We start from the raw sequence: 19,353 nt of genomic DNA, 5'->3' as shown, positions 1-19,353 counted from the left end.
CTACAGTTCCTTATCGATAATAACGCTTATTGAGGTCAGATCGCCTTGTCTTACAGCGACTTGAGTATTGCCCTGCCATTCCCCTTTGGCAGGCGCCACGTCACCATCTATCGAGAGTCTGGCAGTAATCGTGACTTGAGAAAGAGAAGCCAGAGTATATTGAGGCATCATCGCATTGCGAGTCGTTAACTCTACTGATACAGGGAAACCTTGGATAGGCATTTTCACTACCGCCGCAGGCATTTTGTTCTGCGAGTTTGCGTCCTGCGCAAAAACAATTAAAAAACCTTCCGTCGGCGCATGGGCTAATGCGTCTTCTGATAAGGATACCGATACGGTAAACCCGGTCAGTGCATCGCTAGCATTCTCGGCGCGTTTTTGATTAACCTGACTTAATTGGCTAGCCGGTTGTTCAGTTTGCGCACCCACTGTGATCGACTGCTGCTCAAGCTCTTCAATGCGTGACACTAAACGCTTAGCCACATCGCTATCGGAAGGCAGTTTCCCTTCTACCTGCGAGTAAAAACGCTTGGTATTATTCAAGTCGCCTAACTGAGCAGACACCACTGCCATCATTAACGCCAAATTGTCATTTTGCGGATTGTCATTTAACAACCCCAGTAATAACCCCTGCGCGCGTTTGAGATTATTAACATCGGCGGTTGTCATTAATGCTTGCGCCAGAGTGATGCGGTTAGCCGATTTGTCCGGTGACAAACTCACGGCTTTATCCATAGCTTCAATGGCCTGGATCTCTTGCCCTAAACTCAACATTAATCGCCCAAAATACATCCAACCTGTATCATCGTCTGGTGCTTGGCGCAGGCGCTGTCTGATAGCAAGTGCTAATTGCACAATGTCTTGTTGGGTAAGGTTGCTTGCATTACCGTTGGCCAATTGCTGACTTAATTGAGGAAGCGCGCTAATGGCGTCCGCCCCTTGCGCCACTTTTTCCATTTGATTAACGTAGAAATAAACCCATGCACCGCTTGCTAGCGCAATAATACCGCAAATTAATAAGGGTAATGTTGCATTACCCGTTTTGTGAGCCTGAAAAGCACTCTCATCGACTAAGGCAAGCTTGAGTTCATCCACGGCCTGGCGTTTATCGTGCTCACTAATCAGCCCTTCTTGTACTTCTCGTTCAAGTTCAGCAAGGCGCTGTTTAACAATTTGTGTATTGCTTAAGCTATCGTGTTTGGCATGATCCTTACGGCGTAACCAAGGAAAAGCGATAATGAGTAATACCAGCGTAATAAGCCCCGATACTACAAGGTAAAATTCAGCCCAACTCATTCTTTTTCTTGCTCCAACATTGCGTCTGCTTTTGCGAGTTTTGCGGCCATATCTTCAGGCGGAGTCACAGCTTTGCGTCTCACCACCACAAGTAGCGCGATAACGATGAACAAAATAGGCCCCGCCCATAGCCAAAACGTTGCGACCGTTACTGGCGGTTGATAGTGGACAAAATCGCCATAACGAGATTTCATGAAGTCGATCACTTCCTGTTCTGATTTGCCCTGCTTAAGCAGGCTATACACTTTTCGACGCATATCATGAGCAATCATCGCGTCGCTATCGGCGATATTTTGATTTTGACACATGGGACAGCGCAGTTCAGCGGTCAAGCGTAAAAAGCGCTCTCTTTGTTGGGGGGTATCAAAAGCAAATTTATCCTCTGCGCTAACGCTTTCAAACGCCAAGCACAGTGACAAGAGTGCAGCGACAACAAAAACCAAGTACTGTAAACGACGAAACACGGTTACTGAAAATGAGGTGACGGGTGATTGAGGGGAAGCAAAGAAACTCATTACTTACTGCCTCTATCTGAAGCATCGTTATTGGTTCGGTCTTCATTAGCCTGTTCGAGGCCTTGTTGTGCCACCAGCTTGGTGTAAAGCGGACCAATTTTATTGTTCCACACCCGCTCGTTTATATCGCCGATGTGGTGCATACGAATGATGCCTTGCCTATCGATAACAAAGTGTTCCGGCGCTCCTGTAACGCCAAGGTCAAGGGATGTATCGCGATAAACATCGAAAATATTAAACGCATAGGGATTGCCATAACGACTTAACATGTCCACAACTTCTTGCTGAACGCGACTAAGTGTTTTTGTACCAAAATCAGGGTCGAGATCCTGATCAAAGTACAAACCGACAATACGTACGTTGTGTTCTTTTCTGAGTTGGGTTAAATAGGGCATTTCCACTGCACACGTAACACACCATACCCCCCACACATTCAAAATAGTGACTTGACCTTTAAAATCAGCCGGAGTGTAGAGTACTTCAGGCTGCATCAAATCGGGCAATGAAAACGCGGGAAGGGTTTTATCTTTCACCTGAGAATCCAATTCCCGTGGATCGGAAAACAATCCTTTGAAAAGGAACACCACCAAAAGCGAAAACAAAATGAGTGGAATAGCAACCAATGGCGCTTTTTTCATCACGCTCCTCCTTTAACAGGTGCAGTAGACACCGTGCTAGCGTTATCAGTTGCGCTGTTAGAACCGCCGGAATCACGTTGTGTCGCGCCATTGAATTTATTAAGTACCTGTTTCGCCACTTTCACTTTAGCCATGCGATAGCGTTTATCGCTGATAGATAATACGCCACCTATTGCCATCACCACGGCCCCCGCCCACAACCAGACCACAAAGGGTTTGATGTAGATGCGAATAGCCCATGCGCCATTGTCCAGTGGCTCGCCCATCGCGATAAACAAATCACGAGTAATGGTTGAGTGGATAGCGGCTTCTGTCATTGGCATACGCTGAACAATATACAAACGCTTTTCAGGCGTTAGGAGGGCTATAGGCACGCTGTTTCGCGTTACATCAAATACACCTACATCAGCCTCATAGTTAGGCCCTTGGACTTTTCGCACATCGACAAACTTAAACGCATAGCCACCGAGGGATACCGTGTCACCAACGTCCATGCGCACATCGCGCTCTAACTCATAATTAGACACCAGCGTAATGCCGATAATGCTGATGGCAAATCCCACGTGCCCCAATACCATCCCCCAATGACTAGGGGTGAGCTTGCGCAATTTAGTCAACACACCTGACTGAGTGGATGTGCCATTTGGCATGGAAGATAGCCGTTGCAGCACTTCTTGAACTGTGGTGACTAAGATCCAAAACACCAAGATCATACCTAACACGCCCATATAAGTAGGCGCATCGTAGGCGAAATTAACCAAAATCCCCGCGCTTAAGGCAATACCCGCTGCCACCAACAATTGCGTTTTAAGCTCACTGGCTTTTTGCTGCTTCCATCGCGTCAGTGGTCCCAACCCCAAAATAAGTACAAAGGGCACAATTAACAGAGTAAACATTTGGTTAAAGAAAGGCGCGCCTACGGAAATACTTCCCAATCCCAACTCTTTGTGAACAAGGGGAAGCAGAGTGCCTAATAAGACCACGAGAGTGGCAGCACACAAAAATACATTGTTACCCATGAGTAAGACTTCGCGGGAAAACGCTTGATAGCGCCCGGGGCTTTTCAATGAGGCCGCTCTTAGCGCGTAAAGTAATAAACCAAACCCGCTCAACACAATAAGGATACCCAATATAAACAGGCCCCGCGTGGGATCACTGGCAAAAGAGTGTACCGAGACAATCACCCCCGAACGCACTAAGAATGTCCCTAGCAGGCTTAAACTAAAGGCAGCAATAGCAAGTAACACAGTCCACGATTTAAAAACCTTGCGCTTTTCAGTCACAGCTAATGAATGCATAAGTGCCGTGCCCACCAACCATGGCATAAAGGAGGCATTTTCCACTGGATCCCAAAACCACCAGCCTCCCCAGCCCAATTCGTAATAAGCCCACCAACTTCCTAGGGCAATGCCTACCGTAAGAAAAGCCCACGCGGCAATTACCCAGGGTCTTGACCATCGCGCCCACGTCGAATCTAATTGACCCGAAATCAATGCTGAGATGGCAAACGCAAAGGCCACAGAAAACCCTACATACCCCATATACAACATAGGCGGATGAATGATCATGCCGAAATCCTGCAGTAAAGGGTTGAGATCCCGTCCGTCGACTGGGAAAAACGGCAACATGCTATTAAACGGGTTAGAAGTCAGTAACATAAACAGGTAAAAGCCAATGCCCACCATACCTAACACCGATAAAACCCGGGCAACCATTGCAAGGGGAATGCCTTTGCTAAATATGGCCACAGCCACAGTCCAGATAGAAAGCATCAGTACCCAGAGAAGAAATGAACCTTCATGACCTCCCCAAACCGCCGTTATTTTGTAATAAATAGGTAGGCGACTGTTGGAGTGTTGCGCAACGTACGCCACACTAAAATCGTCAGTGACAAAGGCGTAGGTTAAGCACAGGTATGCAATCAAGGTAAATGTAAACAGCCCTATGGCTAATGGTTTTGCCGTCGCCATTAGGGTTTCGTGTTGACGATGCGCTCCCCAAAGTGGGTATACGGCAAGTAAAATAGAAAGCACTAACGCCAGCGTAAGCGCGATATTTCCAATCTCAGGAACCACGACTTAGTATCCTCCGCCGGTGTTGTCTTTTTCAGATTGTTTTTTTGACGCATCATAGTCTGGCATGTTGTCAGGCTTCACGTGCTTAATACCTTTCATTTTTTCAGCTAGCTCTGGTGGCATATATTCTTCGTCGTGCTTCGCCAGTACTTCCTGGGCTTTAATATGAAGTGGCTCAGTCAATATGCCAGTGGCGACAATGCCCTGACCTTCACGAAATAAATCAGGTAAAATGCCTGTATACGTCACCCGAACCGTCGGACCAGTATCAATAAGTTCAAAGCTAACTGCTAAACTTTCATTGTCCCTTTTAACACTGCCAGGTACCACCATACCACCTATACGAAGGCGCTGGCCTATCTGAGGTTTCTGCCCCTGCTTTCCTTCCACTATTTCACTTGGGGTGTAGAAAAGATCTATACTGTCATTTAATGCATACAGCATTAATCCAATTGCACTGACAACCAACAAACCGACAATTCCTACGACGGCTAATCGCTGTTTACGTCTTGGGTTCATGCAACTATCTCACTTCGAAAACTAGAAAACACTAATAGAATACGACCTCGTATTCCCTCTAAAAATTACAGATGAAGCAGCGATACAAGGGTATCAGACATGCCCCTCATCGTTTTGCCCCTGCTGGCGCGCCTTTTTTATACGTGCTCTACGCGCTTGCTCTGACACAACGGCCTTTAACAGCCACCGTTGTTTCACATAGCTTTGCAAGGCAATAACAGCCATCGAGGCAAAGGTAATACCAAACGACAACCAGACATAAAAGGCGTAACCACCCATATTGATAAAATCGCTAAAGGACTCAAACTGCATATTACTTTCCTGCCAACGTGTTTTTTGCCAACGCTTGCACCCAAGGCCTGTGTATTTCCCTGAGTACTATTTCGTTGCGCAATCGCACGGTAGTGACGGCCCCAATAAATAAAGCAAAACCCAATAAATTAATTAACAACGGCCATAACATTTCAGGCGCAATAGACGGGTTATCGAACTTACTGATTGTTGCACCTTGGTGTAAGGTGTTCCACCACTCCACGGAGTAATGGATAATAGGGATATTAACGACGCCTACCAAGGCCATTACTCCCGCTGCTTTGCCCGCTTGTTGTTTATCTTCAAAGGCGCCATATAACGCGATGACACCAAAGTAAAGAAACAACAAAATAAGCTCTGAAGTCAGTCGTGCATCCCACACCCACCATGCGCCCCACATGGGCTTACCCCAGGCCGCACCGGTAAATAAAGCAACAAAGGTCATTACCGCACCGACCGGTGCCATAGCAATCATGCTCATGTATGCAGTGCGCCATTGCCACACCATCCCCACTAACGCAGCAACCGCCATCGCGACATAGGTGCCCATAGACAAAATTGCGCTAGGAACATGGATGTATATGATGCGAAACGAATCACCTTGCTGGTAATCCTGTGGGGCAAAAGCCAGTCCCCAGACCGTGCCGATGCTCAGGCAAATCAATGCCCCTGCCCACAACCACGGCTGTAATGTTAAACAGAGCTGATAAGCCCGCTCAGTTTTCGCGTAAGGGTGTAACCACTTCCACATTAGTTTTGACTCACTTTCAAGGAATACGCTATCGCAAACGGTGCCAATGCCGCAGCCAGTAATAACATTGCAGCGATAATAGCAAGTTGCGGATGATAAGGTAATTGGAGTGCGGCAGAATCCACGGCAGACGTGGCAAATATCAGTAACGGAATAAATACGGGGATAAGTAACAAGGCTAACAACACACCGCCTTTATGTAACCCCACGGTTAACCCCACCGCTATCGCGCCAATTAAAGATAATAATGGCGTACCTACCAACAATGTAAGTATCAAGGCGATATACATATCAAAGGTTAAGTTTAAAAACAGTGCCAATAAGGGTGATAACAGTAGTAATGGCACAAAACTCACTAACCAATGCGCCGCAACCTTTACCGCACTAATCGCAGGTAATGGCATTCCTGATAACATATATTGCTCAAGGGAGCCGTCTTGAAAATCGTCGCGGAATAACCGCTCCATTGCCATCAACGAAGATAAAATAGCTGCTATCCAAATTACTCCAGGACCTATGCGCTGCAAGGTGTCCGGAGAAGGACTAACGCCAAGAGGAAAGAGCGTTACCACCATGGTTAAAAACATGAGCGGCTGAATAAGCTCAGCGCGTTGTTTAAATGCAAGGTGCATATCTCGTTTAAAGATACCGCGATATAAAGCCATTAAAAGCGATACTCCAAATCATAAATACGGTGCTCACCAGCGCAGGACGACAAAGACTGATGAGACGTTGTGACCACTATCCCACCTTTTTCAACGTGAGACTTCATGGCACTCTCTATCAAATGAATACCTGTTGTATCAAGTGCAGTAAAAGGCTCATCTAATATCCATACTTTGGCGGGCTTTAGCCATAGACGGGCGAGCGCTACACGACGTTGCTGACCGGCTGATAAATGCCTCACAAGCACATCTTCCAATCCGACTAATCCCATCTGCATCAACACATCATAGATTTCATTGCTGCCACGACTTATGCCATGCTGGGCAAGCCAAAATGTTAAGTTGTCGAATGCTGAAAGGCTGCTATTCGTACCGCCTTTGTGGCCCAGATAGATAAGTTGTTGATGAAACGCCTGGTGCTGCAAGGCAATGTCACACCCATCGAACTTCACACTGCCGCTCTCAGGTGCACTTAATCCAGTAAGTATACGAAGCAAACTGGTTTTGCCAGCGCCATTAGGTCCGCGTAAATACAGCAATTCACCTGCCTTAACTAGCAGGGAAAGCCCTTCAAATAGGATCCTGTCGCGTTTATTGCACGTTAAACTGCACGCCTCTAACACAGCCTACACACCTCAACTTACCCAATAGCATCTATAAATCGGCGCTAGTTTACCACAACAGGGCTTATTCGCAGTCGCGAATTCCAATTAAATATGATTTACTTCAATGACAAAGCTTTTTGCATCCACCCAACTGTGTTGCCATTACTCTAAATCAATCTTCGACTTGCTATATACCCAGCTGATACGCTTGTATTTATAGGCATTTAGTTTAAAAACACAATAAGGAATGACCTTACTAGGCCGATAAGCTAAGTATGACAACGCCACTTTCATCTTTCCTGGCTAATGCAGCCAGCCAAGCTTCGGTTAGTTCATTGCCCTCAAGCAGCAATGGGCACAGTGCTGCGCAGTCAACTAGCGCTGTATCAACCTCGTTGGCTATTTCGCAAGCGGTAGCCTTAAGCAACGCAGCTAAAGTGACATTAGTTCGTTTACCTGAACAAATACTGTCGCTACGCACCAGTAATGCCAATGGCAATACCAGCCAAAGCACCTCCCTCATATTACCCGACAACCTAAGTCAGCAAATACCCAAAGCAGGTCAAGCAGCATTACTGCCTGCTTCTAAAAGCGCAAATGATGGAACGGCTGCCACTGCAGTGTTTATCTCCACCCAATTAGCGCAACACCATAAAGCTCTCTCCCCAGCAGAGCGTGGTGATTTATTTAAAGCCCTTGCCCAGGCAGCGACATCAGAGGGCACTGCAATTTCGCTAAAGGGCACAATTGTTTCGCTACCCAATGGTCAGATTGGATTAAATACAAATACTCACATCGGTAGTGACAGTCAACGTACCTCAGGCGGTGTTATCACGCTGCCTGTGGATAGTGAAAGCAGTAAGCAAACACTGAATAAATTGCTTGGACAGGCCGTCACCATTCAATTGCTGCGAAACGGTAGCGGTATTTCCCTTGCCATAACACCCATCGGCCCAGGCTCAGATAAAGCCACTCCGTCATCCGCTGTGCAGGTTTCTCTCAATGCTGCCAGTGTCTCGTTGCGCGGCCAATTGATTGAAGTTGCGGCGAAACAAGGGAGTATCGCGGTTGACCTACATTCAGGTAACGCGTCCAAACTAAAAGGTGTTTTACCTGAAGCATTAGTCAAATCGGAAAATATACTCAAATCGGTAGTCACCCTTCGCTTGACAGAAAATGCGCAAGGGCAAAGTCGCCTTTCGCTCAATACCGCGCAAAGCCGAGCCATGTTCACTTTCCCACTCAGCCAGCATACACTGCCATCGCTTACTGAAGGTCAGGTAGCACAGCTTAACCTCAATCAGTTAGCACAAGGGAAAATAGCGCCACTATCAGGGGGAGCTGGAGAGACAAACACGCTAACTGGCAATACAACACAGCGCCATGATGTATCCAAACCATCTACTTCCGCCACGGGTTTACCCAATATTGACGCCAGTGACAATACACTCCCCAGGCACATTAAAGGTAGTGATGTTCATCACGCAATAACGACACTTTCAAGGTTATTACTCAGTCAAACTGGGAATACCAATCAAGCACTTACCCAACTACTGTCAATATTAGAAAATCGCGCTAGCGGCTCTGCACACGACAAGCTGGTGCCAAACACGTTAAGTGAAACATTCGACAAGCTGGCACAACAGCTCAAAAGTCTAGATGTAATGGCAAGTAAACCGTCACAGCCTTTATCAAACCCAAAAACGGGCAATACTTCAGTGTCTGGACAGTCACCATCTTCCACTAATGACTCAGTTTCCAAGGACGCAGGTCTTGTTGATGACAATACTAGCGCAAAGGAAAAAGCACAGTCGCCCACTGAAAATAAAGCAAACTTAGCCTCACTAGCCGCCGCCCTTACCTCTCAGGCGAAAGTGGCATCAAATAATTTATTACAGCAATTGCTGACGGGTAAATCCAAAGTTGACGGCTCATCACAAGGTAGCGGGCTAGCAATCGATGTCGAAAACACGACTCCCAATATCCCCTCTCAGGAAGGGGGGGACGCCCCCATTAAGCGAAGTAATTCCGATCCCAGCGAGCAAGGTCTGTCGCAACGAATTCAACATCTACTGAATAGCAGCGCGCTTGTCACAACACCTGTTAATCTTACTAGTCCCGTATCGTCGTCCAATTTTGTTCAGGGGCTAGTTGCACTGCTACAGCTCGCTTTAGCGGGGAGAGCGTTACAACGACAACCGAACCTGAAACAACAGTTAGACGCTCCGGATTCATTTGTCACCAAAAGTTTATCTCAAGTTGGTTCAACTGCACCACCCAGTAGAGTAAGCCAAGAACTTGCACAACTAGACAGCAAGCAACAAGTCCTGTCTCAACTCAAAACCCTGTTAGCCAATCATCAACAAAGCAAGGTGAGTAGTGTGGATAGTCGTATCCAAGGTCAGGATAGCTTCTACTACTTGCTACCGGCGCTTTCATCACACCAATCCCCTGTGGAGCTGCTCATTAAACGAGAACATCAAAAAGGAGGAAATCAATCCGCCCCCCAGGCTAAACGCGGTGTATGGAATGTCACCATGAAGCTGGATATCGCTGACAGTGGTCAAGTTCTGGCCAAAACAAAAATTGACAACGACGTGATCACCCTTGATCTTTACGCGTCAAATGAGGTTATTCTTCAGCGTCTTGGCGACAGCATGGGATATCTTACTCGTCGCTTATCAGAATTAGGATTAACCATCAAAAAATCGAGTTTTCAGCGCGGCCATATTCCCGATACACTCAACTCTCGACCCCACCAAATTTTTGAGACTCGCGTATGACTGATACCCAAAAAGCAAAACGCGCCATAGGCCTGAGATACGAAGGTGGTGACAAAAAAAACACACCCAAAGTGGTGGCGAAAGGCTATGGCGATCTTGCAGAAGCGATTATTGCCATGGCCGAAGAAACGGGGATCCTCATCCATGAAGATCCCTATCTTAGCGAAGTACTAGCCACTTTAGATGTAGGTCAAGATATTCCTGAATCGCTCTATTTTGTGATTGCCGAGTTGTTGGCCTATTCATACGTTTTACAGGGCAAAATCCCCCCTGGCTGGGAAGGCATTATTAAACGCATTGATTTTACAATATAGTGTTTTCAGTAAGGCCCATTAACCAGCGCCCCTTCCTGCCACAAAGCATGAAAAATGGCATTTCCTCTTAAGTAATAAACATGGTCTCCATGCAAAATACTGCGGTCAGAGTAGCTGGTGAAATACATCGCCTGATCGAGTGTCGGTTTCATCCCATTTATCAGTGACAAGCTACGTTGCGCGCTATCTACTTGTAGCAAATTCAGTGAATAAGAAAGATACCAGTTCTCTTCATCAGTTGACCATGTTTCAGAGGGGATAGCGAAACGATAGCCTCCCTCGGTTTTTAATACTGACAACGCACGATGTTCATACTCAACGGGTGTGTATGCGTCTGACCATACTAACTCATCAAGGACGATGGGGTTGGCCGGATCTAACACATCAAACAAACTGACTTTCATACCTTCTACTACGGGCGTAACCTGTGGTTGCGTGCCCGTTTCGGGCAAATTTTCAACACTGACTTGTTGACCAACTCCCAATAACAGTCCGTTTTCCATCGGATGTAAATAGCTCGAAAAACCGGGGATATTAAGTTCACCTTCTATATGCGGCGCGAGTACATCAGATAGGTCAATCACATATAACGGGTCAATTCGTTCAAAGGTTACTACATACGCTTTGTCAGCAAAAAAGCGAACCGCGTAAATATCTTCACCGGGTTTACCGATAGGCGCTGACTCATTTTCATTGGGAAGTGTCGCAGCTTGCGCGAGGGTACGGCCTTGCTGAGCTAATACGTGCATAACATGGGTAGGCCCGTCAACACCGGTAAATTGCGAAGTGATGACAACAAAGTGACCGTCCTGCTCTGACATTTTAAACTGCGGGTTACTGCGCCAGCCTAGTTCACCAGGCACTCGACCTGAAGCTTGATAAGCAATGCCATCACTCAGTGCAACTTTGTGGATGATAGTATCGCTGCCCTCTGATGCATGCAGGTACACATTGTCATTTGACATATATAGCCCGTCCGCTTGCACGAGCATACAAAGCGCAATGTAGTTAGTGGGAGTGTTGAGATCTATTTTCACCATACTGACCATTTGTACATGCCCATTCTGACTTGTGGCATTTTCCGGTATTAAGCAATTGTCCAGTTCAAATAAAGAGGAAGTTTGACCATTTATGGTAATTGAAGGAGTCAACAGCTCATTATCTGTTTTACTTAAGACATTGTACAAATTGACCAGGCTTACATCTGTACCATCGACGGCGGGAAGGCTTTGGACATGCGGCACATATTGCATAGCCAAATAGAGTTCGTTATCAATACGCCGTGAACTTATCAATCCACCGTCGATTTGAATTCTGGCGTCAGTGTCAGGCGCAGTAGGGCTAGCCACATTAACCACATCTACAAAGGTATAGTTATCTGATTGTTGCCAAGGACTTGTCAGGCTGAAGATATCGTACATCAGATAATACTGATAAGAGTGACTCACTACCCCAAGCACATCGTTATACAGATATAAACCCGCCACTTCTACATCCGAGGTAAGCGGAATACTGGACACTTGCGCAAGACTATAATCTGACTGCCTTTCCATTACGCGAACCTGATTTACTGTTTGTCCGGTATCTTCATTCCATACAGGTACATCAGCGGCGAAAATGAATTGACCGTTATACTCCATGCGATCCGCTTCATCGACACCTTCAACTTGAGTATTGGTCGAAGAAAAATTGTCACTGTCAGACATTTCTGGCCCGACAGGCGCTTCACTCGGTACAGGGGGTTCTGAGGTGTACATTAAATACAACCCGTTTTTAACATAGTGACTCGCGCTAATGTCAGACGAATGACCAAGGGGCGAACTCGACGTCGTCGTATAAGAAAGTGTAGGAGGACTGGTAACGAGTATTAGATCATCGTCACTGTCTTGACTACAAGCGGTAATAACACAAGTTGAAAATATTATTATGGCGAGACCTTGCCACAAAGTATCGGGTTCTATTGGCCGGTTCATCATTCACATCCTCTGTAATTGAAAGGGTGAATTAATTGTAGAAGGGAGATGGCTTTCAATCAGATCCAATCTGATTATAAGTGTGACAATTTGTAACCGGTAGCTGTGTTGCCGTAAACAGTTTGCTAATCTTACCTTCCATTACTCTACACCGTGAGATTTTGTGTGATTACCCGTTATCTATTGTTTTTATTTATCTTTGTGCTTTTCCCAAGCTGGGCATTAGCCTGTGATAATGAAGCAGCGTGTATAGAGGAAGCCAAATGGTCGGTAGGAATAGCGATAGGTGTGGGAGCGCGAACCAATCCATTAGTCGACGGTAATTCAATTCCTTTGGTACTGCTTCCTGATTTGGCCTTCTATGATGAACACGTGTATTTTGATAACGGGGAATTGGGCTACCAATGGAACACAAAGAGCCATACCACCACATCGCTTTTTTTACGTCCAAGTGTAGAACGCGCATTTTTTTCCTTTTGGGATCCCGCCAATATATTAATACCCTCAGCGGCGATAAGTGATGGTAATGTCCCTCCTTCAACACCCTATCCCCCCGATGGTGAACAGGGCAATGAACCTCGCTATATTTCACTTGATGAGATAAGTCATAGAGACTGGACACTGGATACTGGTGTGAGAGTGTCCTGGGTAAGAGACAGCAGCGATTGGTCACTTACCCTGGCTCACGATGCGTTGGGTGTATACAGTGGTTATTCAATTGAAGGCCAATACCAACATTACTTTCATTGGGGCGACTGGCGACTAGCTGCAAATGTGATGGTAACGTATAAAAATAACCGCCTCATCAATTACTACTACGGCATTGACCAAAGCGATACTGATGATGAGTCACTTTGGTATCAAGCCCCCCATTCTTTTCAAGTCAGCACCGGTCTTTTTGCGAGTAAGCCCATTAACGCACAATGGCGATGGCTTACCAGACTACAAATTACAGCCTTCGACAGTGGGATGAGCGACAGCCCTCTGGTATCTAAACGCCACATCGTTAATGCGTTTGTTGGCATTGGCTATCGGTTTTAGGGTGGCATGATGCGCTTATTTCAGTTCGCGATAGTAGCAATGTTCATGTTAAGTATAGAAATACAGGCAGAGGAGCTGTCATTTACGGTAAACCCCAATGAGTGCATTGCGGCTAAAAAAGGAGATACATGTGTGATGTCGTTAAGCCTTCTTTATACTTCGCTCTCTGCCAATAGTTACTGTTTGTCACTTGATGATAGCGCGTTAGGTTGCTGGCCCGCTAACAAACTTCCCGCTTCGATGGATGTGCAATTAGACACTGATGCTACCCTTGTCCTTCGTGATAGCGAAGGCGAAAAACGCGCTTCGGTTGAATTAAATTTACGTTACCGAGAAGCAACTACACACAGGCGACGCGTGAGAAACCCGTGGAGTTTATTCTGATGAAAGAGCTCATTTTAGTTGAAGACGACGAAAGATTAGCGGCGTTGGTTAATCAATATTTACAGAGCAATGGGTTCAATGTCACACGTCTTGCCAATGGCGATGGGTTAATTGAGCGGGTAAAAAGTAAGACACCGGACATTGTCATTTTGGATGTCATGTTACCTGGTGAAGATGGCTTCGCATTATGTAATCAACTACGTCATTTTTATACTGGCCCCCTGTTATTTATGACCGCCAAAAACGAGGACTTTGATCAGGTTATCGGGCTTGAGCTTGGCGCTGATGACTATGTGGTTAAGCCGGTAGAGCCCCGTGTATTACTAGCGCGAATTCACGCATTATTGCGCCGAATGTCGGGTAATATCGCCCCCATTCAAACAGGACATACGCTTCAATTTGGCAAACTGAGTATCGACAAAGCATCCCGAAGAGTTAATTTAGGCGGTGAAGATATTAGCTTGACCAGCCATGAATTCGATTTGCTGTGCCTTTTGGCCGACAATGCTTCTACTGTGGTATCCAGAGTGACACTTTATAAGGAGCTTATTGGGCGTGAATACGATGGCCTGGATCGTTCAGCAGATGTGCGAGTGTCACGCCTGCGTAAAAAGTTAAAAGACAATCCTCAAAACCCATTTAGGATCAAGACTATTTGGGGAAAAGGCTTCTTCTTCGTCAGTGACGCGTGGGATAAACCATGACGCGTTTGTTTATCAGCTTCTACCTTTTTGTGGCCATTTCCCTGGTGGTTATCAGTAGCAGTCTTGAATTTATATGGCCAAGTGACAGCCCCGGTCATACAAAAGAGTTTGCCTTGTTGCAGGAAGTTTTACCGCTAGCCAGTGTGAATGCCCCAGAATTACTTCACAGACTCGCACAACACGATATCGCTTACGAAGTAAAAAATATTGCAGCCAGTGGATGGTCTCAAAGCGAATTAAACGCCTTCGCTGAACAGCAAGTTATTACACTCTACGATGACAGTGCCAGATACCTCTACGCACCGATTAACAATAAAGAAGTCGTGGCTATTACACTGCCTTACGACGCTATATCCACCCCTTACCTGGTCGTCTATCTACTTATTTTTCTCGTGCTGCTAGGGGTGGCTATGGCGCTATGGCTGTGGCCATTATGGCGGGACTTGTCTTATATCACTCGCACAGTCGGTCACCTTGGGCAGGATTCCTCGGGACTTTCCATCGCGTTAAAGAAGCGTTCAATCATGCAGCCTATTGCCAACAAACTCAATATGCTAAGTGAGCGAGTGCACAATTTATTACGCGATCAAAGAGAATTGACTGGCGCGGTCGCACACGAATTTAGAACCCCTATTGCCAGACTTAAATTTGCGCTAGAAATGAACCCCGAACCTGACAGTGATACCTGGAGAGGCATTCAGGCAGATATCGATGAATTGGAAGGTCTGGTACAGGAAATGTTAGATTACACTCAATATGATGCAGTAACTCCTGAGTTGAGTATATCGGATATTCCTACCAGGGAAATGTGCGAAAACCTAGTGAAGCAACTTTCACTTACCACCGATAAATCGCTGACGGTGAAAGGGGAAAACCTTATTATAAGAGGCGACGGGCACTTTATCGAAAGGGCCATTTCAAATCTTCTCACTAATGCCATTCGGCATGCCAATTCACAAGTTTTGGTAGAGATATGCGCATTCAACAACGCAATTTGTATCGAAGTCAACGACGATGGTGCCGGTGTCGAACCAGCACTTGCACAACGAATTTTCGAGCCATTTTACCGTCCCGATAACAGCCGAGTTCGTTATGCAGGTGGTGCAGGCTTAGGACTTGCTATTGTTCAACGCATCCAGCATTGGCATCACGGCTCAGCCTCGGTGAAAAAAAGTCAGTTGGGTGGTGCCAGGTTTGTGCTGCGTTACCCTCAATAACCTACTTCGCAGCACCATACCTTTATTAATATCGCTAACAATACGTAAAAAGAAAGCCCGGGAATCGGGCTTTCTAAAATTGTTCAACGCGTTGGTGATGAGTCTATCTAAACAACACTTTTTCTTTGTTGAACCAGTGTATACAAAACATGATTAAGCCCGCCGCAATAACGGCGGTAGACGTGAAAATGCCGAACAAAGCAAAGTAGTCCATCGTACCTTTAAACAACTCTTTCATTGCCAACGCTACGTTAGTTAACGGCACCCAAATCCACCCACCTTTAAGTTCGACCCCTGGCATCATGGCAATAATTACCGGGAAGATCACCACCATAATGAGCGAGCCCATATAACTTTGTGCTTCTTTAAATGAGCGCGCATAAATTGATAGGGATAGTAAAACCGAAGCAAACACGGCAACCACGGGCACAAGCATAAGAAAGATAAGTACAAAATCGACGATGCCTATCATTGACATAATTTCCACTACGAACTCCACTGCCATTCCTTGGGACAACACTAGCCCCCAAATGGCCATAGACGACACCGTGATTAGTGCGGTGATAATACCGGCACAACTGATAGTAAAAAATTTACCCAGCACTAGTTTGTAGCGATCCATAGGTGAAATAAGCAAGGTTTCCAGCGTGCCGCGTTCTTTTTCTCCAGCACCTAAATCTGCAGCGGGGGCCATTGCACCTTGTAAACACAATATGAAAATGAAATAAGGTAGTGCACCGCCTAAACGCTCACCCCACACCTCTCTTTCATCTGCGACGTTCTGTTTTTCAATTTCAATAGGATTGAGTAAAGCCGCTTGCTGAGTCTCACTTAAGTCTAGCGTTTCAAAAGCCTGCTGTTGGTATGCATGGGCAAACTCATCAATAATTTCTGACACCCGTCCTACTACTTTATTTAATCCAGCGTCGTTTAGATAAAGCTGTATCTTGTGTTGTCCAGAGGTAAGAACATCACTGTTAAAGGTCTCAGGGATCACCAATACAAAATCGAGTGTTTCATTTTTAATGAGTTTGGCATAATCCGACTCACCACCAATGGATACCATTTCAAATTTGTCAGGTGTGTTGGCAAAAGACTGTGCAATAGCTGGCGCATAGGCCTCTCCTACTATGGCATATTTCAGCACTTTGTTTTCCGCTTCGTCGGCAGCAGTACTCATAAAGAAAAAGGCCACACCAAATATTGCAGGAAATAAAAGAAGCGGTAATCCAATCATAAAAATGATGGTTTTTTTATCTCGTAACAGCTCCTTAAATTCCTTCTTAAAGATTAACCACATTGCTGCTCTCCCTGCTATCCATTGAAAGTGTTGTTAAGAAACTCTTATGCATCTGCCCACCAGATAAATCACTAAAGGCAGTAAGTGAATCGTTAAATACCGTTTCCCCTTTATTGATAACGGTAACCTTGTCGCAAAGGGCTTGCACTTCATCGAGGTGATGAGTAGAGAAAATAACGGGCGTCCCCTTATCTTTAAGGCGCTGGATAAACTCCATAACCGTACTGGTCGCCATGATATCCAGGCCTGTCGTCGGTTCATCTAACACCACTAAGGCAGGCTCGTGGATCACCGCTCGTGCAATGGAGACTTTTTGTTTCATACCTGAAGAGAAGTTTTCTGCACGTCTGTCTAAAAAGGTCTGCATATCGAGCAGATCAGCCATTTCTTCAATTCGCGCATTTATTACATCTTTTGACAAACCGTGAAGTTCGCCAAAGTAGCTGATATTTTCCCGTCCACTTAATCGACCGTAAAGACCCGTTGAGCTAGACAAAAAGCCTATCTTTTTGCGCGCTATATTGGGATTAGCAAGCACGTCCTCACCACCAATAAGTACTTGCCCACTATCGGGCCTAAGCGCCGTTGACAACATGCGTAACGTTGTCGTTTTCCCAGCACCATTGGGGCCAAGCAGCCCCAATACCTGTCCTTTGTCACACGTAAATGATACATTTCTGACCGACTGAAAATAGCGACCTTTCAGTCTTGGATCCTTTTTCTCTTGCTCACTGAGCTTTTTAGGGTTTTCCACCTCAAAGCGTTTAGCGAGACCCGATATTTCAATCATCATCTTCCCTCTTAGTCATATTCTCTGTTTTTGTTCTTACATAACTTTTGCCTACAGTTATTACATCTGTTCAGTCAACAATGTCTGATGATCCAACATAATGAATAACCTGTTCGGCAAATCTTGTTGTTAACAGTCTGTCAATGCCTGACTTTATTACAGCATTCCTGCTTTTTATTTGTTAAACAAGCCACGTTCGCATAATAAGTGTTAGTAAATATGTAAGAAGGGAGAGAAGAAGCATCGCGTAAACGGGTACATGATCCGTTCACAATACTAAGTGGTTTCCCTTGAATGAAGAAAAATCACCTACAAAAAATGCCAGTCAGTAGTTAACTGGCTGGCATTTCACAAAAAGCGGACTTTTTAAAAAAGGATGACCGTATTACTTACTCAGGTAATACATCATCGGCTTGTGGAACCGGCTCTTCCACTTTTACCGTTTTAGACAGCAACAATTCGGCGCGAATTTTTTGTTCAATCTCATTGGCAATATCTGGATTATCTTTAAGGAACTTCATTACATTCGCTTTACCTTGACCAATGCGATCGCCCTTGTAGCTGTACCATGCACCGGCCTTATCAACCAGTTTCTGCTTAACGCCAAGGTCGATAAGCTCAGCTTCTTTGCTGATACCTTCGCCGTAGCGGATCATAAATTCAGCTTGTTTAAACGGCGGTGCAACTTTGTTCTTCACTACCTTCACGCGAGTTTCGTTACCCACTACCTCATCGCCTTCTTTAACCGCACCAATGCGGCGGATGTCTAAGCGAACTGAAGAATAGAACTTAAGCGCGTTACCACCTGTCGTGGTTTCCGGGTTACCAAACATTACACCAATCTTCATACGAATTTGGTTAATGAAGATACACAATGTATTTGAGCGTTTAATATTACCAGTTAGCTTACGCAGGGCTTGTGACATTAGACGTGCCTGAAGACCAACGTGAGAGTCACCCATGTCACCTTCAATTTCCGCTTTAGGCGTAAGTGCAGCTACCGAGTCAACAATAACAACATCTACCGCACCAGAGCGAACCAGCATGTCGCAAATTTCAAGCGCTTGTTCACCAGTATCAGGCTGAGATACCAATAACTCGTCAATATTTACGCCAAGCTTTTCAGCGTATACTGGGTCTAGCGCGTGCTCGGCATCAACGAAGGCACAGGTTTTACCTTTTTTCTGGGCTTCAGCAATAACTTGAAGTGTTAGCGTGGTTTTACCTGATGATTCAGGCCCGTATATTTCTACCACACGGCCGCACGGTAAACCGCCTATACCTAGAGCAATATCAATGGTAAGTGAGCCAGTAGAAATCGCTTCAATATCCATGGCTTGGTTGTCACCCAAGCGCATGATAGCGCCCTTACCAAATTGCTTTTCAATTTGGCCTACTGCGGCAGTTAAAGCTTTTGATTTGTTATCGTCCACGTATGTATCCTCTAGGATTTGCGGTTAAATTCTGTTTT

The 19,353-nt window shown here is 45.7% G+C and carries 19 protein-coding genes; 6 read left to right on the top strand and 13 right to left on the bottom strand.

Annotated elements, in window-relative coordinates:
- The 9 genes from ccmI to ccmA form a co-directional block, all read right to left on the bottom strand.
- Positions 1-1,296: a c-type cytochrome biogenesis protein CcmI gene (ccmI, locus tag ACMCM8_RS03045; protein WP_412725334.1), complete on the bottom strand. Its 1,296-nt coding sequence runs from the start codon at positions 1,294-1,296 to the stop codon at positions 1-3.
- Positions 1,293-1,811, bottom strand: coding sequence for a cytochrome c-type biogenesis protein (locus ACMCM8_RS03040; RefSeq protein ID WP_412725332.1), 519 nt, complete (start codon positions 1,809-1,811; stop codon positions 1,293-1,295). The genes ccmI and ACMCM8_RS03040 overlap by 4 nt, the downstream gene beginning before the upstream one ends.
- Positions 1,811-2,449 (bottom strand): redoxin family protein, encoded by a 639-nt coding sequence (locus ACMCM8_RS03035; RefSeq protein WP_412725330.1) that lies wholly within the window; start codon positions 2,447-2,449, stop codon positions 1,811-1,813. Before ACMCM8_RS03035 ends, ACMCM8_RS03040 begins: the two co-directional genes overlap by 1 nt.
- Entirely contained in the window at positions 2,449-4,524 is a 2,076-nt protein-coding gene (locus ACMCM8_RS03030; RefSeq protein ID WP_412725328.1) for a heme lyase CcmF/NrfE family subunit, read from the bottom strand. Before ACMCM8_RS03030 ends, ACMCM8_RS03035 begins: the two co-directional genes overlap by 1 nt.
- A gap of 3 nt (positions 4,525-4,527) precedes the next feature.
- On the bottom strand, positions 4,528-5,043 hold the full coding sequence (ccmE, locus tag ACMCM8_RS03025) for a cytochrome c maturation protein CcmE (protein ID WP_412725326.1): 516 nt from the start codon (positions 5,041-5,043) through the stop codon (positions 4,528-4,530).
- Between the two features lie 93 nt (positions 5,044-5,136).
- Positions 5,137-5,355 carry a heme exporter protein CcmD gene (ccmD, locus tag ACMCM8_RS03020; protein WP_412725324.1) on the bottom strand — a complete coding sequence of 73 codons (219 nt, stop codon included), beginning with the start codon at positions 5,353-5,355 and terminating at the stop codon, positions 5,137-5,139.
- A 1-nt stretch (position 5,356) separates the two neighbouring features.
- Complete coding sequence (locus ACMCM8_RS03015; RefSeq protein ID WP_412725322.1) at positions 5,357-6,106, bottom strand: heme ABC transporter permease; 750 nt, start codon at positions 6,104-6,106, stop codon at positions 5,357-5,359.
- Positions 6,106-6,771 carry a heme exporter protein CcmB gene (gene ccmB, locus ACMCM8_RS03010; protein WP_412725320.1) on the bottom strand — a complete coding sequence of 222 codons (666 nt, stop codon included), beginning with the start codon at positions 6,769-6,771 and terminating at the stop codon, positions 6,106-6,108. The genes ACMCM8_RS03015 and ccmB overlap by 1 nt, the downstream gene beginning before the upstream one ends.
- A complete protein-coding gene (gene ccmA, locus ACMCM8_RS03005; protein ID WP_412725318.1) occupies positions 6,771-7,394 on the bottom strand; it encodes a cytochrome c biogenesis heme-transporting ATPase CcmA in 624 nt (207 codons plus the stop codon). Before ccmA ends, ccmB begins: the two co-directional genes overlap by 1 nt.
- Before the next feature lie 257 nt (positions 7,395-7,651).
- Between ccmA and ACMCM8_RS03000 the strand changes: the two genes are divergently transcribed.
- Together ACMCM8_RS03000 and ACMCM8_RS02995 are read left to right on the top strand one after the other, a co-directional pair.
- Positions 7,652-10,159 carry a flagellar hook-length control protein FliK gene (locus ACMCM8_RS03000; protein ID WP_412725316.1) on the top strand — a complete coding sequence of 836 codons (2,508 nt, stop codon included), beginning with the start codon at positions 7,652-7,654 and terminating at the stop codon, positions 10,157-10,159.
- Positions 10,156-10,473: an EscU/YscU/HrcU family type III secretion system export apparatus switch protein gene (locus ACMCM8_RS02995; RefSeq protein WP_412725314.1), complete on the top strand. Its 318-nt coding sequence runs from the start codon at positions 10,156-10,158 to the stop codon at positions 10,471-10,473. Before ACMCM8_RS03000 ends, ACMCM8_RS02995 begins: the two co-directional genes overlap by 4 nt.
- A 5-nt stretch (positions 10,474-10,478) precedes the next feature.
- On the opposite strand, the gene ACMCM8_RS02990 is transcribed toward ACMCM8_RS02995, so the two are convergent.
- Positions 10,479-12,449, bottom strand: coding sequence for a beta-propeller domain-containing protein (locus tag ACMCM8_RS02990; protein WP_412725312.1), 1,971 nt, complete (start codon positions 12,447-12,449; stop codon positions 10,479-10,481).
- A 162-nt stretch (positions 12,450-12,611) separates the two neighbouring features.
- Here ACMCM8_RS02990 and ACMCM8_RS02985 point away from each other — a divergent pair, with 162 nt between their 5' ends.
- The 4 genes from ACMCM8_RS02985 to ACMCM8_RS02970 are packed head-to-tail and all read left to right on the top strand — an operon-like array spanning position 12,612 to position 15,792.
- Positions 12,612-13,487, top strand: coding sequence for a MipA/OmpV family protein (locus tag ACMCM8_RS02985; protein ID WP_412725310.1), 876 nt, complete (start codon positions 12,612-12,614; stop codon positions 13,485-13,487).
- A gap of 45 nt (positions 13,488-13,532) precedes the next feature.
- Positions 13,533-13,871 carry a DUF3019 domain-containing protein gene (locus ACMCM8_RS02980; RefSeq protein ID WP_412725308.1) on the top strand — a complete coding sequence of 113 codons (339 nt, stop codon included), beginning with the start codon at positions 13,533-13,535 and terminating at the stop codon, positions 13,869-13,871.
- Positions 13,871-14,575, top strand: coding sequence for a response regulator (locus ACMCM8_RS02975; protein ID WP_412725306.1), 705 nt, complete (start codon positions 13,871-13,873; stop codon positions 14,573-14,575). The genes ACMCM8_RS02980 and ACMCM8_RS02975 overlap by 1 nt, the downstream gene beginning before the upstream one ends.
- Positions 14,572-15,792, top strand: coding sequence for an ATP-binding protein (locus ACMCM8_RS02970; protein WP_412725304.1), 1,221 nt, complete (start codon positions 14,572-14,574; stop codon positions 15,790-15,792). The genes ACMCM8_RS02975 and ACMCM8_RS02970 overlap by 4 nt, the downstream gene beginning before the upstream one ends.
- A gap of 103 nt (positions 15,793-15,895) precedes the next feature.
- On the opposite strand, the gene ACMCM8_RS02965 is transcribed toward ACMCM8_RS02970, so the two are convergent.
- From ACMCM8_RS02965 to recA, 3 genes are all read right to left on the bottom strand, one after another.
- Positions 15,896-17,092: an ABC transporter permease subunit gene (locus ACMCM8_RS02965; RefSeq protein ID WP_412725302.1), complete on the bottom strand. Its 1,197-nt coding sequence runs from the start codon at positions 17,090-17,092 to the stop codon at positions 15,896-15,898.
- Positions 17,076-17,882, bottom strand: coding sequence for an ATP-binding cassette domain-containing protein (locus ACMCM8_RS02960; RefSeq protein ID WP_412727598.1), 807 nt, complete (start codon positions 17,880-17,882; stop codon positions 17,076-17,078). The genes ACMCM8_RS02965 and ACMCM8_RS02960 overlap by 17 nt, the downstream gene beginning before the upstream one ends.
- 389 nt (positions 17,883-18,271) lie before the next feature.
- On the bottom strand, positions 18,272-19,315 hold the full coding sequence (gene recA / locus ACMCM8_RS02955; RefSeq protein WP_412725300.1) for a recombinase RecA: 1,044 nt from the start codon (positions 19,313-19,315) through the stop codon (positions 18,272-18,274).
- Positions 19,316-19,353 lie beyond the last annotated feature (38 nt).

It is taken from the genome of Alteromonas sp. D210916BOD_24 (assembly GCF_047159385.1).
Taxonomy (GTDB): Bacteria; Pseudomonadota; Gammaproteobacteria; order Enterobacterales; family Alteromonadaceae; genus Alteromonas.
Note: the sequence above shows the minus strand (reverse complement) of the source record. Positions and strands in the feature narration are given on the sequence as shown.